Origin of the sequence: Azohydromonas lata, from assembly GCF_034427735.1 — a bacterium.
GTDB classification, from domain to species: domain Bacteria; phylum Pseudomonadota; class Gammaproteobacteria; order Burkholderiales; family Burkholderiaceae_C; genus Azohydromonas; species Azohydromonas lata.
Window position 1 is genome coordinate 58472 of sequence record NZ_JAXOJX010000017.1, and the last position, 26813, is coordinate 85284.

The following is a 26813-nucleotide window of genomic DNA, read 5'->3' on the forward strand; positions in this document are numbered from 1 at the left end:
TCAGCCCGCACGGCACAGCGGCAGCAGTGCAAGCCGCGCGTCCAGATCCGCCAGCAGCACCTCGCTGGCCACGATGCCGATGTGATCGGCGTCGACCGACACGTGTGACACCCGTTCGGCCCCCAACTGCGCCGCCAGGCCCTGCACCAGCGCGGGCGCGCGGTCGCGCACCCACCAGCAGTTCACGTCCGCGTCGACACGCGAAACCGGCCCGCGCGAGCGCAAGGTCACCTCGCTGAGGCCGCGGCTCACGACGAACAGGCGCACGAGCTCGCCGGCGCCCAGGTCGCCATGGCGATGATCCATTTGCAGCCCCCCCGCCGCGAGGGCCTGCTCGACCCAGTCCCGCAGCGGCGCCTCGTCTTGCATCGGGTCGGCGAGCGTCTCGGGCAACCGCAGCGCCGGCGCCAGGCGGATATCGAACGACGCCAGGAATTCGGCAAACCCCGTGCGCCAATCCTCCAGCGTGTAGGGCGCATCGTCGAGCGCAACGAAGGAGTCCACCAGGCCCAGGAAGCCGACCGCCTGGCCTTCGGCCTCTAGCCGCGCAGCCATCCGCGCGGCCAGGGTGCCGCCGAGCGACCAACCCAGCAGGTGGTAGGGCCCCGCCGGCTGAATCCCGCGGATCATGGCCACGTAGTCGTCGGCCATTCGGTCGAGCGACTCGTCGCGGTACGAGGGGTCCGTCAACGTCCGGCAGGCCACGCCGTACACCGCGCGCCGCCCATTGAGGTGCTGGGCCATCGGCAGGTAGCCCAGCACGGTGCCCAGCCCGGAATGGATGCAGAACAGCGGCGCAACGGTATCGACGGCCTGGTTCAGCCGCGTCAGCGTCGACGCTGACGCACCGCCGGGCCGCGAGGCCTCGACGAGGCCCGCAAGGGTCGGATGCATCATCAACGTCTGCAGGCTCAACGCCAGCCCAGGCAGCTCGCGCAAGCGTGCATGGGTCGTCACCCGCAGCGCCAGCAGCGAGTGCCCGCCGAGCTCGAAGAAGTTGTCGTGCCGGCCGACCCTGGCAACCCCCAGCACCTCGGCCCAGACCTCGGCCAGCGCCGCCTCCAGCGCGCCTTGCGGCGCCTCGTAGGCCCGCTCGCTCGTGAACGCCGCCTGCGGCAGCGCCTTGCGGTCCACCTTGCCGTTGGCGTTCAGCGGCAGCGCCTGCAGCACCACCAGCGCCCCGGGCACCATGTAGTCGGGCAACGCCGCACCCAGCCGCTCGCGCAGCGCCGCGCCATCTATGGTTTGATCCGGCTGCGCCGACACGTAGCCCACCAGCCTCGTGCCGCCCGCGCCCTCGCTGGCCACCACCACCGCCTCCCTCACCTCAGGTTGCGCCAGCAACTGCGCCTCGATTTCCCCCAGCTCTATGCGCAGCCCCCGCACCTTCACCTGGTGGTCGATGCGCCCCAGGTACTCCAGCTGCCCTTCGGCACTCCAGCGCACCAGGTCGCCCGTGCGGTACAGCCGCTGCCCGCCCGCCGTGGCCACGAAGCGTTCCGCCGTCAGCCCCGGACGGTGCAGGTAGCCCCGCGCCAGGTTCACCCCGCCCAGGTACAGCTCACCGGCCACGCCCATCGGCACCTCGTTCAGTCGCCCATCCAGCACCCGCGTTTGCGTCTCGCTGATGGGCCGCCCAATCGGCACCTGGCTGCGCCCGTCGTCCCCGCAGGTCCACTGCGTGACGTCGATGGCCGCCTCGGTCGGGCCATAGAGGTTGTACAGGCCCACACCGGGCAGCCGCCTGAACACATCGTTTTGCATCTGGGCCGCCAGCGCCTCCCCGCTGCACACGATGCGCCGCAGGCTCGTGCAGGCCTCGATGCCCTCGTGCGCCAGGAACGCCTGCAGCATCGACGGCACGAAGTGCAGCGTGCTCACCCGCTGCTGCACGATCAGCGCCAGCAGCCGTGCCGGGTCGCGGTGGTCTCCCGGCCGGGCCACCACCAGGCGCGCGCCGGCCATCAGCGGCCACAGGAATTCCCACACCGACACGTCGAAGCTGAACGGGGTCTTCTGCAGCACCGTGTCTTCGACACCCAGTGCATAAGCCTGCTGCATCCATGCCAGGCGGTTGTGCAGCGCGCGGTGGCGGTTGGCGGCGCCCTTGGGCCGCCCGGTGGAGCCGGAGGTGTAGATCACGTAGGCCAGCTGCTCGCCGTGCACCGGCACCTGCGGGTCCGTGACCGGCTCGGCCGCGGTGTCCAGGGTGTCCAGCGCCAGTACGGCCAGCGCCTCGGTACCCGGCACCTGCAGGTGGCTTTGCGTCAGCAACAACCTGATGCCGCTGTCGGCCACCATGTAGGCCAGGCGGTCGGCCGGATACTCCGGGTCCAGCGGCACGTAGGCGCCGCCGGCCTTGAGGATCGCCAGGATGCCCACCACCATCTCGATGGAGCGCTCCACCGCGATGCCCACCCGCTCCTCGGCCCGCACGCCCAGGCCAATGAGCCGGTGCGCCAGCCGGTTCGCCCGCGCGTTCAGCTCGCCGTAGCTCAGCGTCGCCTCGCCGAAGCTCAGTGCCGGTGCGCCCGGGTCGCGTCGCACCTGCTGCTCGATCAACCGGTGCACGGCTTGCGCGTCGGCGTGGCGCTGCGCGTTCCAGCCCCACGCCGCCAGGTCGGCCAGCTCCTGTGCGGGCAACGACGCCACCTCGCACACCGGCTGTGTCCCCGCCCCGGCCAGCGCCCGCACGATGCCCTCCAGCGCCGCCTGCATGAACCCGCAAACGCGCCGCGCCGCCACCGCCTCGTGGACCTGCGCCACCAGCTCGAAGCCCTCCCCCTGGTCGTCCACCGACAGCGTCACCGGGTAGTTCGTGCGCTCCGCGCCGCCCAGCACCTGCAGCCCCGCCCAGGCCGACGGCTTGTCTTCGTCCGCGGTCTCCTGCGGCCGCTGGGTGTAGCGGTAGTTCAGCAAGGCCGAGAACAGCGGCACGCCGCCCGGCAGCGCACTGCAGCGCTGCGCCAGCGACAGGTTGGCATGCTCGTGGTGCAGCAGTTGCGTCAGCGCCGCATGGGTCTGTGCCAGGCATTGCGCCACACCGCGTGCGCCAAGGCGCACCCGCAGCGGCAGCGTGTTGATGAACAGGCCCAGCGCCCGCCCGGCGCCCTCGCCGGCCTGCATGCGGCCGAACAGCACCGTGCCGAACACCACGTCGTCCCGGCCCGTCGCCTGGCCCAGCGCCAGCGCCCAGGCCAGGTGGAACAGGCTCGCCGCGCTCACGCCATGGCGCTGCGCCTGCTGGCGGATCTGCGCCGCCAGCGCCGCCTGCAGCGGCAGGCGTGCCTCCTCGATGCGGGTGCCGTCGCCCTGCACGTCCAGCAGGCCGAACGGCGCCGTCGGCTCGTCCACGTCGCCCAGCATCTGGCGGAAGAACGCCTCGTGCTCGGCCTGGCTCATCCCCAGCCGCGCCTGTGCCACGTAGCGGCGGAACGGCACCGGCGCGGGCAGCTCGCTGTCTCGGCCCTGCTGAATCAGGGCAATCTCCTCGACCAGCAACGCCAGCGTGGTGTGGTCCAGCACCATGTGGTGGTTGGGCAACTGCAGCAGCCAGCGCCCGCGGCGCGCGTCATGGGCCGCCAGCGCGCGCACCATGGGCGCCTGGCGGACGTCGATGCGGAAGCGGGCCGGATCGACCTGCGCATTCAGGTGCTGCTCGACATCCTCCTGCGCGTCCACCTGCAGCCATTGCAGCGGCAGCGCCGCGTGGCGCTGCACCACCTGCACCGGCTCCGGCAACCCTTCCCACAGCACCGCGGTGCGCAGGATGTCGTGGCGCTCGATGACCTTGTTGAAGCTGTCAATGAAGCGCTCCAGCCGCTCGCGGCTGTCGAAGCCCAGCAACTGCGGGGTGACGTATGCATCGCCCTCGCGCTGCAGCAGGTGGTGGAACAGCATGCCCTCCTGCAGCGGGGCCAGCGGATAGATGTCCTGGATGTTGGCCGCCCCGCCCGGCACCGCCGCCTCGATGCGCGCGATCTGCGCCGCATCCAGCTCGACCAGCGTAAGCATCCGCGGCTTTATCGCGCCGCAGCCGGCCGGGATCAGGTTCGGCGGCACCACCACTTCGCGCTGCCCGTCCGTGCGCTGCTGCGCCAGCGCCTGCGCGAACGCGGCCAACTGCGGGTGCTCGAACAGCGTGCGCACCTGCGCCGGCCAGCCCAGCGCGCGCACCGCTTCGAGCAGCTTGAGCGCCAGCAGCGAGTGCCCCCCCAGCTCGAAGAAGTTGTCCTGCCGGCCCACGCGCGCCACCCCCAGCACCTCGGCCCAAATCGCCGCGAGCCGCTGCTCCACTTCCCCTTCAGGCGCCTCGTAGGCCCGCTCGCTCGTGAATTCCGCCTGCGGCAGCGCCTTGCGGTCCACCTTGCCGTTGGCGTTCAGCGGCAGCGCCTGCAGCACCACCAGCGCCCCGGGCACCATGTAGTCGGGCAACGCCGCGCCCAGCCGCTCGCGCAGCGCAGCGCCGTCAACAGCCTGGCCCGGCTGCGCCGACACGTAGCCCACCAGCCTCGTGCCGCCAGGGCCCTCGCTGGCCACCACCACCGCCTCCCGCAGCTCGGGCTGCGCCAGCAACTGCGCCTCGATCTCCCCCAGCTCGATGCGGAAGCCCCGCACCTTCACCTGGTGGTCGATGCGCCCCAGGTACTCCAGCTGTCCCTCGCCACTCCAGCGCACCAGGTCGCCCGTGCGGTACAGCCGTTCCCCGCCCTCAGTAGCGATGAAGCGCTCCGCCGTCAGCCCCGGACGGTGCAGGTAGCCCCGCGCCAGCCCTGCGCCGGACACGTGCAGCTCCCCGGCCACGCCTATGGGCACCGGGTTCAATTGCGCATCCAGGACCTGCAGCCCCAGGTCCGGGATCGCCACGCCGACGGGGCTGCGCCGCTGCGGCCCCAGGTCCTCCCACCGGATGCGCCGGTGCGTCACGTGCACCGTCGTTTCCGTGATGCCGTACATGTTGACCAACTGCGGCCGCTCGTCCCCGAACCGCTCCAGCCAGGGTCGCAGGGTGCCCGGCTCCAGCGCCTCGCCGCCGAAGATCACCGTGCGCAGCGCCAGGTCCTCCACCCCGGCCAGCCCGGGCGTGTGGACCAGCTGGCCGAAAGCCGATGGCGTCTGGTTCAACACCGTCACCCGCTGCGTGCGCAGGAGCTGCAGGAAGTCCTCCGGCGAGCGGCTGACCCAGAACGGCACCACCACCAGGCGCCCGCCGGTGCACAGCGCACCGAACAGCTCCCACACCGAGAAGTCGAAGGCATACGAGTGGAACAGCGTCCACACGTCCTGCGGTCCGAACGCGAACCACGGCTCGGTCGCCTCCAGCAGCCGAGTCACGTTGCGGTGGCACAGTTGTGCCCCCTTGGGCCGCCCGGTGGAGCCGGAGGTGTAGATCACGTAGGCCAGCTGCTCACCATGCACCGGCATCTGCGGGTCCGTGGCCGGCTCGGCCGCGGTGTCCAGGGTGTCCAGCGCCAGCACGGCCAGTGCCTCGGTACCCGGCACCTGCAGGTGGCTTTGCGTCAGCATCAACCTGATGCCGCTGTCAGCCACCATGTAGGCCAGGCGGTCGGCCGGGTAGGCCGGGTCCAGCGGCACGTAGGCGCCGCCGGCCTTCAGGATCGCCAGGATGCCCACCACCATCTCGATGGAGCGCTCCACCGCGATGCCCACCCGCACCTCGGGCCGCACCCCCAGGCCGATGAGGCGGTGCGCCAGCCGGTTCGCCCGCACGTTCAGCTCGCCGTAGCTCAGCGTCGCCTCGCCGAAGCTCAGTGCCGGTGCGCCCGGGTCGCGCCGCACCTGCTGCTCGATCAGCCGGTGCACCGGCACCGTGGTGTCGAAGCAGGCCCGGCGCGCTCCCCACGCCTGCAACGCCTGACGTTCGGCCGGGCCCAGCAGGCCGAGCTCGCAGACGGGCTGTGCAGGCTGCGTGTCCAGTGCCTCGGCCAGACCCGCAAGCGCGGCCAGCATCAGCCCGCAGATGCGCTGGGCGTCCACCGACTCGTGGATCTGCGCCACCAGCTCGAAGCCCTCGCCCAGGTCATCCACCGACAAGCCGAACGGGTAGTTGGTGCGCTCCTCGCCGCCCAGCGATTCCATGCCTGCCCAGGCCGCGGCCGCCGCGGTGTCTTCCGGCGCGTCGGCCGCGGGGCTGTAGCGGTAGTTCAGCAAGGCCGAGAACAGCGGTACGCCGCCGGGCTGCGCACTGCAGCGCTGGGCCAGCGACAGCTTCGCATGCTCGTGGTGCAGCAGGCCCGTCAGGGCCGCCTGGGTGTCGCGCACGCAGGCGGCTACGCTGCGCCCGCCCAGGCGCACCCGCAGCGGCAGCGTGTTGATGAACAGGCCCAGCGCCCGCCCGGCCTCCTCGCCGCCTTGCATGCGGCCGAACAGCACCGTGCCGAACACAACGTCGTCCTTGCCGGTCGTCTTGCCGAGCACCAGCGCCCAGGCCAAATGGAACAGGCTCGCCGCACTCACGCCATGGCGTTGCGCCTGCCGGCGCAGCCGCTGTGCCAGCGGCAGGTTCAGCCGCCGGCGTGCTTCCTGCACGCGCGTGCCGTTGCCCTGCACGTCCAGCAGGCCGAACGGCGCCGTCGGCTCGTCCACGTCGCCCAGCATCCGGCGGAAGAACGCCTCGTGTTCGGCCTGGCTCACACCCAGCCGGGCCTGGGCCACGTAGCGGCGGAACGGCACCGGGGCGGGCAGCTCGGCTTGGCGCCCCTGCTGGATCAGCGTGATCTCCTCGATCAGCAACGCCAGCGTGGTGTGGTCCAGCACCAGGTGGTGGCTCGGCAGTTGCAGCAGCCAGCGCTGCCGCGCCGCGTCATGCACCGCCACCGCGCGGATCAGCGGCGCCCGGCGAAGGTCGATGCGGTAATGCGCCGGGTCCACGGCAGCAGCCAGGCGGGCCGCCAGGTCCGGCGTGGACGTGTCGCCGGCACCGGTCTCGTACAGCCACTCCAGCGCCAGCACGGCCTGGCGCTGCACCACCTGCACCGGCTCCGGCAGCCCTTCCCACAGCACCGCGGTGCGCAGGATGTCGTGGCGTGCGATCACTTGGTTGAAGCTGTCGACGAAGCGCTCCAGCCGCTCGCGGCTGTCGAAGCCCAGGGCGTGCGAGGTGATGTACGCATCGCCCTCGCGCTGCAACAGGTGGTGGAACAGCATGCCCTCCTGCAGCGGGGCCAGCGGATAGATGTCCTGGATGTTGGCCGCCCCGCCCGGCACCGCCGCCTCGATGCGCGCGATCTGCGCCGCATCCAGCTCGACCAGCGTGAGCATCCGCGGCTCTATCGCGCCGCAGCCGGCCGGGATCAGGTTCGGCGGCACCGCCACGTCGCGCTGCCCGTCCGTGCGCTGCTGCGCCAGCGCCTGTGCGAACGCGGCCAACTGCGGGTGCTCGAACAGCGTGCGCACCTGCGCCGGCCAGCCCAGCGCGCGCACCGCTTCGAGCAGCTTGAGCGCCAGCAGCGAGTGCCCCCCCAGCTCGAAGAAATTGTCCTGCCGGCCCACGCGCGCCACGCCCAACACTTCAGCCCAGATCGCCGCGAGCCGCTGCTCCACCTCCCCTTCAGGCGCCTCGTAGGTCCGCTCGCTCGTGAATTCCGCCTGCGGCAGCGCCTTGCGGTCCACCTTGCCGTTGGCGTTCAGCGGCAGCGCCTGCAGCACCACCAACGCCCCGGGCACCATGTAGTCGGGCAACGCCGCGCCCAGCCGCTCGCGCAGCGCCGCACTGTCGATGACCTGGCCCGGCTGCGCCGACACGTGGCCCACCAGCCTCGTGCCGCCAGGGCCCTCGCTGGCCACCACCACCGCCTCCCGCACTTCGGGTTGCGCCAGCAACTGCGCCTCGATCTCTCCCAACTCGATGCGCAGGCCCCGCACCTTCACCTGGTGGTCGATGCGCCCCAGGTACTCCAACTGACCCTCAGCACTCCAGCGCACCAGGTCGCCCGTGCGGTACAGCCGCTGCCCGCCCTCCGTGGCCACGAAGCGCTCCGCCGTCAGCCCTGGACGGTGCAGGTAGCCCCGCGCAAGCTGTATCCCGCCCAGGTACAGCTCGCCCGCCACGCCCAGCGGCACCGCGTTGAGCTGCGCGTCCAGCACCCACGCGCTCGTGTCGCTGATGGGCCGCCCAATGGGCACCTGGCTGCTGCCGTCGTCGCGGCAGCTCCACTGCGTGACGTGGATCGTCGCCTCGGTGGGCCCGTACAGGTTCTGCAGCGACGCGCCTTCGAGCCGCCGCAGCGCCTCGCGCTGCGTGGCTGCGGGCATCGCCTCCCCGCCGCAGATGATGTAGCGCAGCCGCGTGCGCCCCTCTATCCCTTCGTGCGCCAGGAACGCCTGCAGCATCGAGGGCACGAAGTTCAGCGTCGTGACCTCGTGGCGCTGGATCAGCTGCACCAGCCGCTCGGGGTCGCGCTGGTCGCCGGGCTGCGCCATCACGAGCTTCACCCCCGTCGTCAGCGGCCAGAACATCTCCCACACCGACACGTCGAAGCCGAACGGCGCCTTGTGCAGCACCGTGTCGGCTTCGGTCAGCCCGTAGCGCTCCTGCATCCACGCCATGCAGCTCGACAGCGCCGCGTGGCGCACCGCCGCCCCCTTGGGCCGCCCCGTGGAGCCCGAGGTGTAGATCACGTAGGCCAACTGCTCGCCGTGCACCGGCATGTCCGGGTCGCGGGCCGGCTGCGCACTGACGTCCTCGGTGTCGAGCTCCAGCACGGGCAGCCCCGGCGCCACGGGCACGCGCTCGCGCAGGGCGCTGTCCACCAGCAGCAGCGCGATGCCGCTGTCCTGCACCATGTAGCCCAGCCGCTCGGCCGGGTACTCCGGGTCCAGCGGCACGTACGCGCCCCCGGCCTTGAGCACCGCCAGGATGCCCACCAGCATCTCCACCGAGCGCTGTGCCGCGATGCCCACGCGCTGCTCAGGCCTCACGCCCAGCGCGATGAGCCGGTGCGCCAGCCGGTTGGCCCGCGCGTTGAGCTCGCCGTAGCCCAGCGTCGCCTCGCCGAAGACCAGCGCCGGCGCCGCGGGCGCGCGCCGCGCATGGCCCTCGATCTGCCGGTGCACCGCCGCCGCCCCGGCATGGCGCCGCGTGTTGGCGCTCCATGACGAGATGCGCACTTGCTCCTCCCCCGGCAAGACGTCGAGCTCGGACACCATCCGGCCCGCATCGTTGGCGAGCGCATCCACCACGCCGCGCACAGCCGCCACCAGGTAGCCGCACACGCGCGCCGCCTCGATGCGCTCGTCGACCTGCGCCACCAGCTCGAAGCCCTCGCCCAGGTCGTCCACCGACATGCCCAGCGGATAGTTGGTCCGCTCCTCGCCGCCCAGCACCTCCATGCCCTCCCAGGTCACGTCGGCGCCGTCCGGCGCCGCCTGCGGGCTGTAGCGGTAGTTGAACAGCGCCGAGAACAGCGGCGTGCCGCCCGGCAGCGCGCTGCAGCGCTGTGCCAGCGACAGGCTGGCGTGCTCGTGGTGCAGCAGCCCGGCCAGGGCGGCATGCGTCTCGCGCACGCACTGCACCACGCCGCGGGCGCCCAGCCGCACGCGCAGCGGCAGCGTGTTGATGAACAGGCCCAGCGCCCGCTCACCGCCTTCACCGCCGTCCATGCGTCCGAACAGCACCGTGCCGAACACCACGTCGTCCTTGCCGGTCGTCTTGCCCAGCACCAGCGCCCATGCCAAATGGAACAGCGTCGCGGCCGTCACGCCGTGGCGCTGCGCCTGCCGGCGGATCTGCGCGGACAAGGGCGCGTCCAGCACCTGGCGGCCCTCGACCACGCGGGTGCCGTCGCCTTGCACGTCGAGCAGTCCGAACGGGGCGGTCGGCTCGTCCACGCCTGCGAGCATGCGGGTGAAGTAAGCCTCGTGCTCGGCGCGGCTCACGCCCAGGCGCGTCTGCGCCACGTAGCGCCGGAACGGCGCCTGCTCGGCCAGCTCGTGCAGCCGCCCCTGCTGCACCAGCGCGATCTCCTCGACCAGCAGGTCCAGCGTGGCATGGTCCAGCACGAGGTGGTGGCTGGGCAGTTGCAGCAGCCAGCGCCGGCCGGCGCGGTCGTGCGCGGCGAGGGCCTGGATCATCGGTGCGCGGCGCACGTCGATGCGGTAGCGGCCCGGGTCCACGAGCGCGTCCAGTTGCTGCGCCACCGGGGGCGCGCCGGCCGCCTCGTCCACCGCCACCCATTGCAGTTGCACGCTCGCGTGCCGCTGCACCACCTGCACCGCCTCGGGCAGGCCTTCCCACAGCACCGCGGTGCGCAGAATGTCGTGGCGCTCGATCACGCGATTGAAGCTGTCGATGAAGCGCTCCAGCCGCTCCCGGCTGTCGAAGCTCAGCGCCAGCGGGGTGACGTAGGTGTCGCCCCGGGTCTGGAGCAGGTGGTGGAAGAGCATGCCTTCCTGCAGCGGCGCCAGCGGGTAGATGTCCTGGATGTTGGCCGCACCGCCCGGCACCGCCGCCTCGACGCGCGCGATCTGCCCGGCATCGAGCGAGACCAGCGTGAGCATCGCCGGCTCGATCGCCGTGCATCCCGCGGGAATGAGGTTGGGCGGCACGGCGATGCCGCGGCGCCCCTCCTCCTGCAGCAGCGCCTGCGCGAAGCCGGCGAGCTGCGGCTGCTGGAACAGCGTGCGCACCTGCACCGGCCAGCCCTGGCTGCGCACGCGCTCCAGCAGGCGCAGCGCCAGCAGCGAGTGGCCGCCAAGCTCGAAGAAGTTGTCGTTGCGGCCTACCCGCGCCACGCCCAGCACCTCGGCCCAGATCGCGGCAAGCCGCCGTTCCGTCTCGCCGGCGGGCGCCTCGTAGCGCTTCTCGTCGACGAATGCCGGCGCCGGCAAGGCCTTGCGGTCGATCTTGCCGTTGGCGTTCAGCGGCAGAGCTTCGAGCACCACCAGCGCCGCGGGCACCATGTAGTCCGGCAGCACGTCGCCAAGCGACCGCCGAAGCTGCGCGGTATCGATCTCCTGCCCCGAGACGTAGCCCACCAGTTGCAGGCCCGCGGGGCTCTCGTTGGCCACGACGACGGCCTCGCGCACCGCCGGATGCGCCAGCAGGCTGGCCTCGATTTCGGCCAGCTCGACGCGGAAGCCGCGGATCTTCACCTGGTGGTCCATGCGGCCCAGGTATTCGAGCTCGCCCTGCGTGTTCCAGCGCACGAGGTCGCCGGTGCGGTAGAGCCGGCCGCCCGGGACGCCACCGAAGGGGTCCGCCACGAAGCGCTCGGCGCTCAGGCCGCCGCGGCCAAGGTAGCCGCGCGCCAGCAGCGCGCCGCCGATGCACAGCTCGCCCGCCACGCCTTGCGGCACCAGGCTGAAGTCCGGACCGACCACGTGCAGCGCCCGCCCGGCCAGCGGCACGCCGATGGGCATGCGCGGCGGCAGCTCGCGCGCCTGCTGGAGGTACGGCGAGCAGTCCAGCACCGAGGCTGTGACGGTCGCCTCGGTGGGGCCGTAGGTGTTGAGCAGCCGGACATGTCCGAGCCCCGCTTCGCGCCAGGCGTTGAGCCCCTCGGGCGGCATCGCCTCCCCACCCGCATGCACCTGCCGCAAGGCGCCGTAGCTGCGCCGGCCCCGGCGCGCGAAGTCCTGCGCGAGCAGCAGCCAGTAGGCGGTCGTAAGGTCGGCCACCGTGATGCGCTGGCCGATGAGCTCGCGGTAGAAGGTCTCGCTGTCCCACAGCACCGGCCCGCGCAGCACCATGGCCGCACCCGCCACCAGCGGCGCGAAGGTCTGCTCGATGAAGCCGTCGAAGTTCAGCGTCGAGAACTGCAGCATGCGGTCTGCCGGCGTCAGGCCGAAGAACCGGACGGATTCCTGCGCGTGCTGCACCAGGGCGCGGTGCGAGATGCCCACGCCCTTGGGCCGGCCGGTGGAGCCGGAGGTGTAGATCAGGTAGGCCAGGCTGTCGGGGTGCACCGCGATCCGCGGATCGGTGTCGGGTTCGCCGCCGGCATCGAGCGTGTCCAGCGCCAGCAGCTTCAGCGCGCCGATGCCGGGCACGCTCAGGTGGCTCTGCGTCAGCGCCAGCGCGATGCCGCTGTCGGCCACCATGTACGCAAGCCGCTCCGCCGGATAGCCGGGGTCCAGCGGCACATAGGCGCCACCGGCCTTCAGGATGGCCAGGATGCCCACCACCATGTCGATGGAACGCTCCACCGCAATGCCCACCCGCGTCTCCGGGCCCACGCCCAGCGCCATCAGGCGGTGCGCCAGCCGGTTGGCGCGCGCGTTGAGCTCGCCATAGCTCAGCGCAACGGCCTCGAACACCAGCGCGGTCGCCGCGGGCGTGCCGCGAGCCCGGCGTTCGAACCAGCGGTGCACGGGCTGCGCGTCCTCGTAGCGCTGCGGGTTCACGCCCCACGCCGCCAGTTGCGCACGCTCGGCGTCGCCCGGCAGCGCCACGTCGCCCACAGCCTGCCACGGTCGTTCGGCCAGCGCCTTCAGCACCGACAGGTAATGCCCCGCCATGCGCTCCATCGTCTGCGGCTCGAACAGCTCCGCCGCATAGCTCAGCGTCGCCTGCACCCGCCCGTCCGCGCCTTCATGGGTGTCCAGCGTCAGCTCGAACTGCGCGGCCTGGACGCCCAGCTCATGCTCCGTCAGCGCCAGTGCGGGCAGGTTCTCCAGCGCGCGGAAGTCGGCGCGCTGGTGGTTGAACATGACCTGGAACAACGGGCTGGCGCTCAGGCTGCGCGCGGGCTGCAGGGCTTCCACCAGTTGCTCGAACGGAAGGTCCTGGTGCGCCTGCGCGCCCAGGGCCGCGTCGCGCGCCTGCCGCAACGCCTGCGACAGGCTGGTGCGCCCGTCCACCACGTTGCGCAGCACCTGCGTGTTCACGAAGAAGCCGATGACGCCCTCGGTTTCCACGCGGTGGCGGTTGGCAATCGGCACGCCGACGCGTATGTCCCGCTGGCCGGTGTAGCCGCTCAGCAGCACCTGGAAGCCCGCCAGGAGCGCCATGAACAGCGTCGCGCCCTCGCCCTGCGCACGCTGGTGGAGACCCGCCACCAGCTCGCGCGGCAGCTCGAAGTGCTTCAGCGCCGCGCGGTAGCTGCCGTCGGCCCGGCGCGCATGGTCGGCCGGCAACTGCAGCACCGGGCAGTCGTCCCCCAGCTGCTGCGTCCAGTAGGCGAGCTGGCTGCGCTTTTCCCCGGCTTCGAGCCAGTTGCGCTGCCACACGGCGTAGTCGGCGTACTGGATGGGCAGCGGCTGCAGGTCGCAGGCCTCGGCGCGGGCATGCGAGCGGTACTGGGTCACGAACTCATCGACCACCAGTTGCATCGACCAGCCGTCCGACACGATGTGGTGCATGACCACCACCAGCAGGTGCTCGTCGGCCGCCATGCGGATCAGGCCCACGCGCAGCAGCGGGCCGGTGCCCAGATCGAACGGCACGTCGTTCAGGCGGCGGGCGGCCGCATCGGCCTGCGCCTGGCGCTGCGGCGCCTCCACGTCGCCAAGGTCCACCAGGCGCAGCTCGAAGCCGCCGTCCTCCAAGATCACCTGCTCGGCCAGGCCCTGCGCATCGGCGCGGAACACCGTGCGCAGCGATTCGTGGCGCGCCACGATGGCCGCGAAGCTCGCCCGCACGGCCTGCGCGTCCAGCGCGCCCCGCAGATGCAGCGCACCGCTGATGTGGTACGCCGTGCTCTGCGGATCGAGCTGCCAGAGGAACCACTGGCGCGCCTGCGCATAGGAGAGGTGGCAGCGTCCGCGGGCCGAGGCCTCCCGGGCCAGGATGGGGAACTGGCCTATCGTCAGGCCCTCGGCGCGGATCTTGTCGTAGACGGCGCAACGCTGCGCCGAGGTCAGTCGAGAAAAGCGTTCCGCGATGCGGCGCGTCGACGTGCTTTCCATCAAACTGTCTCCATGCTGTCGATGAACGAGTCGATGTCCAGAAGCGACTCGTCGGTGGGTTTGCTCCGGCCGGCTTGCTTGATCAGCGCAGCCATGCCGGACAGGGTCGGGTTGGGGAAGATGTCCTGGATGCGCAGATCGGACTGCAGCGTCGCCTGCACGCGCGACACGATCTGCACGGCCAGCAGCGAATGGCCGCCCAGCTCGAAGAAGTTGTCGCTGCGGCCCACGCGCGGCGCGCCGAGCAGCTCGCACCAGATGGCGGCCAGGGCCTCTTCCACGGCGCCGGCGGGTGCCTCGAAGGGCTTGTCGCTCGCGGCCTGTGCTGCGGGCAGCGCCTTGCGGTCCACCTTGCCGCTGCCGTTGAGCGGCAGCCGCTCCAGCACCACGATGACCGCCGGCACCATGTAGTCGGGCAGCTTCGCCGCAACGCGTGCGCGCAGCGCGGCGGTGTCCACCGGCTGGTCGCCCTGCGGCGCGACGTAGGCGACGAGCCGCGCGCCACCGGCGCCCTCGCTCGCCACGACCACCGCCTCGCGCACCTGCGGCTGCGCCAGCAACTGCGCCTCGATCTCGCCAAGCTCGATGCGGTAGCCCCGCACCTTCACCTGGTGGTCGAGACGGCCCAGGTAGTCGAGCTGGCCCTGCGCGTTCCAGCGCACCAGGTCGCCGGTGCGGTAGAGCCGGCTGCCATCGGCCGCGGCCACGAAGCGCTCGGCGGTCAGTCCCGCGCGGCCGTTGTAGCCGCGCGCCAGGCCGACACCCCCCAGGAACAGTTCGCCGGCCACGCCCGCGGGTACCGGGTTCAGCGCGGCATCCAGCACCAGCATCTGCGTCGCCGCAATCGGTCCGCCGACACGCGGCGGGCCCTCGACCCGCACGGCCGCCGACCAGACCGTGGTCTCGGTGGGACCGTACAGGTTCCACAGCTCGACACCGTGCGCCCGCAACTGCTCCGCAAGGTCCGCCTGCATTGCCTCGCCGCCGCACAGGCCCTTGAAGCCCGGCTGCGGGCGGCCTCTCCAGCCGGCGGCCAGCAGCAGCCGCCAGCCCGCGGGCGTGGACTGCAGCACCGAGGCCCCGCTGCGCTCCACCAGCTCGGCCAGCGCGCTGCCGCTTCTCGCCACCTCCCGCGGCGCCAGGACGAGCCGGGCGCCGCACAGCAGCGGCAGGTACAGCTCCAGCGCCGCGATGTCGAAGGACAGCGAGGTCACGGACACCAGCACGTCGTCCGCCGCCATGCCCGGCGCATCCTTCATGCCCAGCAGGAAGTGGGCGAGCGCGCGGTGCCGCACCATCACGCCCTTGGGCCAGCCGGTGGAGCCGGAGGTGTAGATGACGTAGGCGAGGTGCTCGCCGTTCACGGCCACCTGCGGGTCGGTGTCGGCCTCGCCCGCCAGGTCCAGCATGTCCAGCGCCAGCCGCCTCGGTGCGTCCGCAACGCCCAGACGGCTCTGCGTGAGCAGCAGCGCGATGCCGCTGTCCTGCACCATGTAGGCCAGGCGGTCCGCCGGGTAATCCGGGTCCAGCGGCACGTAGGCGCCGCCGGCCTTCAGGATGGCCAGGACCCCGACCACCATCTCGATGGAGCGCTCCACCGCGAGGCCGACCCTCGTCTCCGGGCGCACGCCCAGCGCGATCAGGCGGTGCGCCAGGCGATTGGCCCTCGCATTGAGATCGCCATAGCTCAGCGCCTCCTGGCCGAACACCAGTGCCGTCGCCCGCGGCGTGAGGCGCACCTGCCGCTCCATCAACCGGTGCACCGGCAACGCATCGTCGTGGCAGCGGGCATTCATGCCCCAAGCCGCCACTTCGTCGCGCTCGGCGGCGGGCAGCCGCGCCAGCTCGCAAAGCCGCTGCGCGGGAGCCCCGGCGTCCTGCGCCAGTGCGGCCACGATCCCTTCCAGCGCCGACAGCACGTAGCCGCACACCCGCTGCGCGCTGACCGCCTCGTGGATCTGCGCCGCCATCTCGAAGCCCTCGCCCAGGTCGTCCACCGACAGCGTCACCGGGTAGTTCGTGCGCTCCTGGCTCGCGAGCACCTGCACGCCGTCCCAGACCTGGACGTCCCGCACATCGGCCTTCGGCGCGTAGCGGTAGTTCAGCATCGCCGAGAACAGCGGCGTGCCGCCCGGCAACCCACTGCAGCGCTGCGCCAGCGACAGCCTGGCGTGCTCGTGGTGCAGCAACTGCGTGAGCAGCCCGTGCATCCGGGCCAGGCCCTCGCGCGCATCCAGCCCGCCGAGCTTCATCCGCACGGGCAGCGTGTTGACGAACAGGCCCAGCGCGCGGTGCGCGTCCTCGCCGCCCTGCATGCGGCCGAACAGCACCGTGCCGAACACCACGTCGTCCTTGCCCGTGGCCTGGCCCAGCACCAGCGCCCACGCCAGGTGGAACAGCGTGGCCGGGCTCACGCCGTGGCGCTGCGCCTGCTGGCGGATGCGGCGGGCCAGCTGCTCGTCCAGCGCCTGGCGCGCCTCGGCGATGCGCGTGCCGTCGCCCTGCACGTCCAGCAGGCCGAACGGCGCCGTGGGCTCGTCCACGTCGCCCAGCAACCGGCGGAAGAAGGCCTCATGCTCGGCCTGGCTCATGCCCAGGCGGGCCTGCGCCACGTAGCGGCGGAAAGGCACCGGCGCGGGCAGCTCGGCCTGGCGGCCCTGCTGGAGCAGCGCGATCTCGCGCACCAGCAGCTCCAGGGTGGTGTGGTCCACCACCATGTGATGGCACGGCAACTGCAGCAGCCAGCGCGCCCGCGCGGGATCGTGCGCCGCGACGGCGCGGATCATCGGTGCTTGGCGCACGTCGATGCGGTAACGCGCGGGGTTCACGTGCGCGGCCAGGCGCTGCTCGACGTCCGCAGCGGCCTCGGCATCGCCCTGAACCTGGCCCTGCTCCTCGTGCAGCCACTGCAGCCGCAGCGGGGCCTCGCGCAGCACGACCTGCACCGCCTCCGCCAGCCCCTCCCACAGCACCACGGTGCGCAGGATGTCGTGGCGTGCGATCACCTGGTTGAAGCTGGCGACGAACTGCTCCAGGCGGCCTCGGCTGTCGAAGCTCAGCAGGTGCGGCGTGACATAGGCGTCGCCCTCGGCCTGCAGCAGGTGGTGGAACAGGATGCCCTCCTGCAGCGGGGCGAGCGGATAGATGTCCTGGATATTGGCCGCGCCTCCCGCCACCGCCGCCTCTATGGTGCAGATCTGCTCGCGGTCCAGATCGGCCAGCGTGAGCATGTGCGGCTCGATGGCCCGGCACCCTTCGGGAATGCCGTTGACCGGCACGGCCACCTCGGCGCGGGCCGCGTCCTGCGACTGCACCAGCGCCCGGGCAAAGGCCTGCAGTTGCGGATGCTCGAACAGCGTGCGCACCTGCACCGACCAGCCCTGGCCGCGCAGCCGCTCCAGCAGGTTCAGCGCCAGCAGCGAGTGGCCGCCGAGCTCGAAGAAGTTGTCGTGGCGGCCGACGCGCTCCACGCCGAGCAGCTCGGACCACAGGGCCGCCACCTGCTGCGCCACCTCGCCCTCGGGGGCTTCATGGGCCCGGTCGCCCAAGGGCGCCGGTGCGGGCAGCGCGTCGCGGTCCACCTTGCCGTTGCCATTGAGCGGCAGCGCGTCCAGCACCATGAACGCACCGGGCACCATGTAGTCCGGCAGCGAGGCGCCCAAGCGCTCGCGCAGGGCGGCGGCGTCCATCGAATGGCCCGCGTGCGCGCTGACGTAAGCCACCAGCCGCGTGCCGGTGCCGCCCTCCCTGGCGACCACCACCGCTTCCCGGACCTCGGGTTGCGCCAGCAGCTTTGCCTCGATCTCGCCCAGCTCGATGCGGAAGCCCCGCACCTTCACCTGGTGGTCGATGCGCCCCAGGTATTCCAGCTGGCCTTCACGGTTCCAGCGCACGAGGTCCCCGGTGCGGTACAGCCGCTGGCCCTTGTCCGCGGCGACGAAGCGCTCCGCCGTCAGCCCCGCGCGGTCGAGGTAGCCGCGCGCCAGGCCCATGCCGCCCAGGTACAGCTCTCCGGGCACGCCCACCGGCACGGCGTTGAGCGCCGCATCCAGCACCAGCGCGCAACGGTCGCCGGCCGGGCGGCCAATCGGCGCGTAATGGCTGCGGCTGTGCGTGACCCGCCATGTCGTGGGGCCGACCACCGCTTCCGTCGGCCCATAGGCGTTCACCAGGATCTGGGCGCGCAGCCGCTCGCGGGCGAGGGCGATGGTCTCCCTGGGCCACCCTTCGCCGCCGACCATGCACAGGCGAAGCGCCAGGCTCTCGTTCGTGGCCGCCAGGCTCTGCACGACGGCGCCCATGTAGGCCGTCGGCATGATGACGGAGCTGACCCGCTGCGCCCGCATCTCCTGCAGCACCTCGGCCACGGTCCTGCGGCTGGCATCGCACAGCACCATGGCGGCACCCGTGGCCAGCGGCGCCAGGAAGCGCTCCTGGGCCGCATCGAAGGCGATCGAGAACAGCGCCATCTCGCGGTCGCTGGCGTCCATCGCGGTGGCCTCGGTGACGGCGCGGATCTGCATGGCAATCGGTCCGTGCGCCACCGCCACGCCCTTGGGCTGGCCGGTGGAGCCCGACGTGTAGATCACGTAGGCGATGTTCCCCGCGTGCAGCGCGGGCTGGGGATCGTGCGCCGGCCCGGCGTCAAGCGGCAGCGTGTCCAGCGCCATCACCCGCAGCGGCCCGCCGGCCGGCAGCGCCGACGCCAGGTGGCTTTGCGTCAGCAGCAGCTCGATGCCGCTGTCGCGCAGCATGTGGGCCAGCCGCTGCGCCGGGTAGTCCGGGTCCATCGGTACGTAGGCACCGCCGGCCTTGAGCACGCCCAGCAGTGCCACCACCACGTCCACGGAGCGCTCCATCGCGATCCCGACGCGCTTCTCCGGGCCCACGCCCAGCTTCGCGAGGCGGTGCGCCAGGCGGTTGGCCCGGCGGTTGAGCTCGCCATAGCTCAGCGTGCTATCGCCCGCGATCACCGCGGGCGCGGCGGGCCGCGCCCGCGCGTGGTGCTCGAACCGCCGGTGGACGAAGTCCTGTGCGCCCGGGTCCCACGGCGTATTCACGCCCCAGTGGGCCAGTTGCTGCGCTTCCTGCTCGCTCAGCAGCCCAACCTCGTCGATATGCCGTGCAGGCGCTTCGGCCAGCGCCCGCAGCACGGCGACGTAGTGGCCGGCCATCCGCTCGATGGTCTGCGCATCGAACAGCTCCTGCGCATAGACGAACGCCACGCCGAGCCGGCCCTGCGCATCTTCCGTCGTGTGCAGCGTCAGCTCGAACTGCGCCGCCTGGCCGCCGAGCGGGAAATCCTCCAGCGTCAGCCCCGGCAACCGCGCCAGCGGCTCGGTGCTGCTGCGCAGGTGGTTCATGAGCACCTGGAACAGCGGCGCATGGCGCAGGCTGCGCTCCGGCTGCAGCGCTTCCACCAGTTGCTCGAAAGGCAAGTCCTGGTGCGCCTGCGCCTGCAGCGCGGCCTCGCGCGCTTGGTCGAGCACAGCGCCCAGGGTTTGGCGGCCCTGGAGCCGGCCGCGCAGCACTTGGGTGTTCACGAAGAAGCCGACCAGCCCCGCCGTCTCGGCCCGGTCGCGGTTGGCCACCGGCACGCCCACGCGGATGTCCTCCTGCCCCGTGTAGCGGTGCAGCAGCACCTGGAAGCCCGCGAGCAGCGCCATGAACAGCGTGCAGCCCCGCGCCTGCGCGCAGCGCCGCAGGGCCTGGGCCAGTTGCGGTTCGAGCACGGCGGCATGGCGTGCCGTGGTGTAGGCGGGCACGGCCGGGCGCGGGTGGTCCGTGGACAGTTGCAGCACCGGGTGCTGGTCGCCGAGCTGGCCCTTCCAGTAGGCCAGTTGGCGCTCCCGTTCGCCGGCTTCGAGCCAGCGGCGCTGCCAGGCGGCGTAGTCGGCGTACTGGACGGGAAGCGGCGGCATGCGGCGGGATTCGCCGAGCGTGTGCTGGCGGTAGTGCGCCACGAACTCGTCGATGAGGACCTTCATCGACCAGTCGTCGGAAACGATGTGGTGCATGACGAGCACGAGCACGTGCACCTGCGGCTCGTGCTCCCCGCTCAGGCGGATCAGGCCCACGCGCAACAGGGGGCCGGCCGCCAGGTCGAAGGGCGCCTGCACGAGCTCGCGCGCGATGGCCTGGGCCGCCTGCTCGCGAAGGGCCGGTGCTGTCGTGCCAAGGTCGAACAGGGGCATGTCCAGCGCCATGCGGAGCAGGACGTGCTGCTCGCCCTGTCCGGCGGCATGGCCTCGGAACACGGTGCGCAGGGATTCGTGGCGTTCCACGAGCGCCTCGAAGCTTGCGTGCACGGCCGCGCCGTCGAGCGCGCCATGCAGGCGCAGCGCACCGGGCACGTGATGGGCGGAGCTGCCGGGGTCGAGCTGCCACAGGAACCACAGGCGCTGCTGGGCGTGCGACAGCGGGAAGACGGAAGCGGCGGTGCCGGCCTCGCGCGGCAGGGCCGCCATGGGCGCCTGCTGCTGCCCGGCAAGCCGTGCAGGGTCGGCCGCATGGGCCGCCAGGGCCTGCAGCGTCTGGTGCTGGAACAGCTCCCTGGGGCTGAAATGCAGTCCGGCCCGGCCCGCCTGTGCCACCACTTTCAGGCTCAGGATGGAGTCCCCGCCAAGCTCGAAGAAGTTGTCGTTGCGCCCCACGCGCGCCACGTCGAGCACCTCGGCCCAAACGGCTGCCAGTTGCCGCTCGGCCTCGCCCGCGGGCGCCTCGTAGGCCCGCTCGCTCGTGAATTCCGCCTGCGGCAGCGCCTTGCGGTCCACCTTGCCGTTGGCGTTCAGCGGCAGCGCCTCCAGCACCACCAGCACGCCGGGCACCATGTAGTCGGGCAAGGCCGCGCCCAGCCGCTCGCGCAGCGCAGCGCCGTCGATGGCCCGGCCCGGCTGGGGCGACACGTAGCCCACCAGCCGCGTGCCGCCCGGCCCCTCGCCGGCCACCACCACCGCCTCCCGCAACTCGGGCTGCGACAGCAACTGCGCCTCGATCTCCCCCAGCTCGATACGGAAACCCCGCACCTTCACCTGGTGGTCGATGCGCCCCAGGTATTCCAACTGCCCTTCAGCACTCCAGCGCACCAGGTCGCCCGTGCGGTACAGCCGCTCCCCGCCCGCCGTGGCAATGAATCGTTCGGCCGTCAGGCCCGCGCGGCGGAGGTAGCCCCGCGCCAGCCCCTGCCCCGCGACGTACAGCTCCCCGGCCACGCCAATGGGCACCGGGCTCAACCGCGCATCGAGCACCTGCAGCCCCAGGTCCGGGATGGCCACGCCCACCGGGCTGCGCTGCTGCGCCAGGTCCGCCGCGGTGATGCGCCGGTAGGTCACGTGCACCGTGGTCTCGGTGATGCCGTACATGTTGACCAGTTGCGGACACGCCTCGCCGTGGTGCTCGATCCAGCGGCGCAGCCGCTGCGGCTCCAGCGCCTCGCCGCCGAAGATCACCAGGCGCAGCGCCAGCGGCTCGGCGGCGTCGTCGTACGCCTGCTCCAGGCTGGCGAGCTGTCCGAAGGCCGAGGGGGTCTGGTTGAGCACCGTCACCCGTTGCTCTCGCAGCAGCTGCAGGAAATCCGCGGGCGAGCGGCTCACCCAGAACGGCACGATCACCAGCCGGCCCCCGGTGCACAGCGCCCCGAAGATCTCCCACACCGAGAAGTCGAAGGCGTAGGAATGGAAAAGGGTCCACGTGTCCTGCGCGCCGAAGCCGAACCACGGCTCGGTCGCCTCCAGCAGCCGGGTGACGTTGCGGTGGCACAGCTGCGCGCCCTTGGGCAGGCCCGTGGAGCCGGAGGTGTAGATCACGTAGGCCAGATGCTCGGCATGCACCGGCACGCGGGGGTCGGCGTCGGGCTCGCTCGCCAGGTCCAGGGCGTCGAGCTCCAGCACCTGCAGCGGCGCCACCACCGGCACCTGCGCCCGCACCGGGCGCTGCGTCAGCAGCAGCGAGATGCCACTGTCGGCCACCATGTAGGCCAGGCGGTCGGCCGGGTAGGCCGGGTCCAGCGGCACATAGGCGCCACCGGCCTTCAGGATCGCCAGGATGCCCACCACCATCTCGATGGAGCGCTCCACGGCGAGGCCCACCTTCGTTTCCGGGCGCACGCCCAGCGCGATCAGGCGGTGCGCCAGCCGGTTGGCTCGCGCGTTGAGCTCGCCGTAGCGCAGGCACTGGTCGCCGAAGACCAGCGCCACGGCATCCGGGTTCGCGCCCGCATGCCGCTCGACCAGCGCGTGCACCGGCGCCTCGCCGCGGGCCATCGGCCGGCATCGGCTCCATGCCGCCAGTTGCGCCCGCTCGGCCTCGCCCGGCAGCACCACGTCGCCCACCGCCTGCGCGGGCTGCTCCGCCAGCGCGCGCAGCACCGCCACGTAATGCCCGGCCATGCGCGCAATGGTCGAGGCGTCGAACAGCTCCGCCGCGTAGGCGAAGCTGCACGCCAGCCGCCCGTCCAGGCTTTCGCTCGTGTCCAGCGTCAGCTCGAACTGCGCCGCCTGCGCGCCGAGGTCGACCTCGCGCAGCGTCAGGCCGGGCAGTTGCTCCAGCGCCTTCAGGTCGCCACGCTGGTGGTTGAACGCGACCTGGAACAACGGATGGGTGCCCAGGCTGCGCGCGGGCTGCAGGGCGTCGACGAGCTGTTCGAACGGCAAGTCCTGGTACGCCTGCGCATCACGCGCCGCGTCCTGCGTGCGCCGCAGCACCTGCTCCAGGGTGTCGCTGTTGCCCACCACGGCGCGAAGCACCTGCGTGTTCACGAAGAAGCCCACCACGCCCTCGGTTTCCACGCGATGGCGGTTGGCGATGGGCACGCCCACGCGGATGTCCTGCTGCCCCGTGTACCGGCCCAGCAGCACCTGGAAGCCGGCGAGCAATGCCGTGAACAGCGTGGCGCCCTGGCCCTGCACCCGGCGGCGCAGGCGCCCGGCCAGCTCGGCCGGCAGCTCGAAGCCATGCCGCGCGGCGCTGTAGCGCCCGTCGGCACGCCTGGCATGGTCGGTGGGCAGTTGCAGCACCGGGTGCTCGGCGCCCAGGTGCGCCGTCCAGTACGCGAGCTGCCGCTGCGCCTCCCCGGCCTCCAACCAGCGGCGCTGCCACACCGCATAGTCCGCGTACTGGACCGGCAGCGGCTGCAACGGCGCGGCCTCGCCCCGTCCATGCGCCCGGTACTGCGCCACGAACTCCTGCACGAGGATCTGCATCGACCACCCGTCCGAGACGATGTGGTGCATCACCACCACCAGCAGGTGCTCCCGCGGCGACAGCCGGATCAGCCCCACGCGCAGCAGCGGACCTTCGCCCAGGTCGAACGCCGTGCCGCTCACGCCCTGCGCCGCTTCCCGCGCCCGCAATTCGCGCTCGCCCGCGGCGAAGCGCTCCAGGTCGACCAGGCGGAAGTCGAGGTCGGCGCTCTCGCGAATGACCTGCCGGGCCAACCCGTCCGCGTCGGCACGGAACACCGTGCGCAGCGACTCGTGGCGCCGCACCAGCGCCACGAAGCCGGCCTGCACGGCCGCCACGTCCAGCTCGCCGTGCAGCATGAGAGCGCCGCTGATGTGGTACGCCGTGCTCTGCGGGTCCATCTGCCACAGGAACCACTGGCGCAACTGGGCATGCGAAAGGGCCAGCCCGCCCGCGCGCTGTGCGGGCGTGAGCACGGAGATGGCCGGCGCCTGCGGCGCGTCGCCCAACGTCACGGCCCGCGCCAACCGGGAGAGGGTCTGGTATTCCAGCATCTGGCGGGCGCTGGCGCGCAAGCCTGCCTTGTGGGCGCGCGCCACCACCTTCAGGCTCAGGATGGAGTCGCCGCCCAGCTCGAAGAAGTTGTCCTGCCGGCCCACGCGCGCCACGCCCAGCACCTCGACCCAGATCGCCGCAAGCCGCTGCTCCACTTCCCCTTCAGGCGCCTCGTAGGCCCGCTCGCTCGTGAACGCCGCCTGCGGCAGCGCCTTGCGGTCCACCTTGCCGTTGGCGTTCAGCGGCAGCGCCTCCAGCACCACCAGCGCCCCGGGCACCATGTAGTCGGGCAACGTCGCGCCCAGCCGCTCGCGCAGCGCCGCACTGTCGATGACCTGGCCCGGCTGCGCCGACACGTGGCCCACCAGCCTCGTGCCGCCAGGGCCCTCGCTGGCCACCACCACCGCCTCCCTCACCTCGGGTTGCGCCAGCAACTGCGCCTCGATCTCCCCCAACTCGATGCGCAGGCCCCGCACCTTCACCTGGTGGTCGATGCGCCCCAGGTACTCCAACTGACCCTCAGCACTCCAGCGCACCAGGTCGCCCGTGCGGTACAGCCGCTGCCCGCCCGCCGTGGCCACGAAGCGCTCTGCCGTCAGCCCTGGACGGTGCAGGTAGCCCCGCGCCAGCTGTATCCCGCCCAGGTACAGCTCGCCCGCCACGCCCAGCGGCACCGCGTTGAGCTGCGCGTCCAGCACCCACGCGCTCGTGTCGCTGATGGGCCGCCCAATGGGCACCTGGCTGCTGCCGTCGTCGCGGCAGCTCCACTGCGTGACGTGGATCGTCGCCTCGGTGGGCCCGTACAGGTTCTGCAGCGACGCGCCTTCGAGCCGCCGCAGCGCCTCGCGCTGCGTGGCTGCGGGCATCGCCTCCCCGCCGCAGATGATGTAGCGCAGCCGCGTGCGCCCCTCTATCCCCTCGTGCGCCAGGAACGCCTGCAGCATCGAGGGCACGAAGTTCAGCGTCGTGACCTCGTGGCGCTGGATCAGCTGCACCAGCCGCTCGGGGTCGCGCTGGTCGCCGGGCTGCGCCATCACGAGCTTCACCCCCGTCGTCAGCGGCCAGAACATCTCCCACACCGACACGTCGAAGCCGAACGGCGCCTTGTGCAGCACCGTGTCGGCTTCGGTCAGCCCGTAGCGCTCCTGCATCCACGCCATGCAGCTCGACAGCGCCGCGTGGCGCACCGCCGCCCCCTTGGGCCGCCCCGTGGAGCCCGAGGTGTAGATCACGTAGGCCAACTGCTCGCCGTGCACCGGCACGTCCGGGTCGCGGGCCGGCTGCGCACTGACGTCCTCGGTGTCGAGCTCCAGCACGGGCAGCCCCGGCGCCACGGGCACGCGCTCGCGCAGGGCGCTGTCCACCAGCAGCAGCGCGATGCCGCTGTCCTGCACCATGTAGCCCAGCCGCTCGCGCGGGTACTCCGGGTCCAGCGGCACGTAGGCGCCCCCGGCCTTGAGCACCGCCAGGATGCCCACCAGCATCTCCACCGAGCGCTGCGCCGCGATGCCCACGCGCTGCTCAGGCCTCACGCCCAGCGCCATGAGCCGGTGCGCCAGCCGGTTGGCCCGCGCGTTGAGCTCGCCGTAGCCCAGCGTCGCCTCGCCGAAGACCAGCGCCGGCGCCGCGGGCGTGCGCCGCGCATGGCCCTCGATCTGCCGGTGCACCGCCGCCGCCCCGGCATGGCGCCGCGTGTTGGCGCTCAACGCGGCCAGCCGCGCGCGCTCGTCGGCGCCGATCAGCTCGATGTCGCCGACCGCCTGGCCGGGCTGGTCCGCCAGGGCCCGCAGCACCGCCACGTAATGCCCCGCCATGCGCTCGATGGCTTGCGCATCGAACAGCTCCACCGCATGCAGCAGCGTGGCCTGGACGCTGCCGTCTTCCATCTCCAGCGTCTGCAGCGTCATCTCGAATTGCGCGTCGTCCTCCTGGAAGTCCAGGCGCTCGACCGCCACGCCCGGCCACTGGGCAAGCGAGCGGTGGTCGCGCCGCACGTGGTTGAACATCACCTGGAACAGCGGCGTGGCGCTCAGGCTGCGCTCAGGCCGCAGGGCGCTCACGAGCCGCTCGAACGGCAAGTCCTGGTGCGTCTGCGCGTCGATGGCGGTGTCCCGTGTCCGCTCCAGCAGTTCGCCCAAGGTCATGCGCGCATCGATCCGCGTGCGCAGCACCTGCGTGTTGACGAAGAAGCCGACGATGCCCACGGTTTCCGCGCGGTGGCGGTTGGCGATGGGCACGCCCACGCGCAGATCCGTCTGCGCCGAGTGGCGGAACAGCAGCGCGTTGAAGGCGGCCAGCAGCGCCATGAACAGGGTCGCCCCGCCGGCTTGCGCCTGCTGGCGCAGCCGCCGCACCACGTCGCCCGGCAACATGAAGGCGTGATGCCCGGCGCGATAGCGCCCGCTGGCACTGCGGGGATGATCCGTCTGCAGCGCGACCACGGGGTGCTCGGTGCCGAGTTGCGCGCACCACCATTCGAGCTGGCGCCGGCCCTCGCCGTCCTCGTCGAGCCAGCGGTTCTGCCAGAGCGCGTAGTCCGCATACTGGACCGGCAGCTCGGGATGGGCCGGCAACAGCCCCCTGACGCGTGCCGCGTATTGCAGCGCGAGCTCGTCGAGGATGAGCTGCACCGACCACCCGTCCGACACGATGTGGTGCATCACCACCAGCAGCAGGTGCTGCTGCTCGCCGGTGCGCAGCAGCACCATGCGCATCAGCGGACCACGCAGCAGGTCGAAGGGCTCGGTGCGCAGCTTCAGCACCTGCGCCCGCACGGCCTCGTCGCGCGCCGCCTGGTCGAGGCGGCCCAGATCGACAACGGGCAGGGCGAACTCGCCGGCCGCCATCACGAGCTGCTGGACCTCGCCGTCACCTTCCTCGCGAAAGACCGTGCGCAGCGCTTCATGCCGTTCGACCAGCGCCTGCACGCCGGCGCGCAGCGCCTTGGTGTCGAGCTGACCGGTGAGCGTGAGGCCGCCGCTCAGGTGGTAGGCGGTGCGCGACGGATCGAGTTTCCACAGGAACCACTGCCGCTGCTGCGCGGACGACAGCGGAGCCCGATCGCTCGCGGGCCGTGGCGCCATCGCACCTTGGGCCGGTGCCTGGCGCGTGGCCGGCGCGCCGCGCAGGCGTGCCTTCAGCGCCGCGCGCTGCTCCTGCGTGAGGTTGGCACGGCGCGCGGAGAGGTCTTGGAGGTTGGACATGCTTTTCGG

Annotated in this window: 2 protein-coding genes; both read right to left on the reverse strand. The window is 72.1% G+C overall.

All coding sequences use genetic code 11. The features are described 5' to 3' along the window. The gene (locus tag SM757_RS12380) at positions 1-13866 is read right to left on the reverse strand and encodes a non-ribosomal peptide synthetase (RefSeq protein ID WP_322465689.1); all 13866 of its coding nucleotides are present in this window, start codon (positions 13864-13866) and stop codon (positions 1-3) included. Then, positions 13866-26804, reverse strand: a complete 12939-nt coding sequence (locus SM757_RS12385; RefSeq protein WP_322465690.1) for a non-ribosomal peptide synthetase — start codon at positions 26802-26804, stop codon at positions 13866-13868. The genes SM757_RS12380 and SM757_RS12385 overlap by 1 nt, the downstream gene beginning before the upstream one ends. Between the last annotated feature and the right edge of the window lie 9 nt (positions 26805-26813).

Coding starts and splice junctions, on each gene's coding strand:
- SM757_RS12380 (WP_322465689.1), bottom strand. CDS start 13,866: ATGGAAAGCACGTCGACGCGCCGCATCGCGGAACGCTTTTCTCGACTG.
- SM757_RS12385 (WP_322465690.1), bottom strand. CDS start 26,804: ATGTCCAACCTCCAAGACCTCTCCGCGCGCCGTGCCAACCTCACGCAG.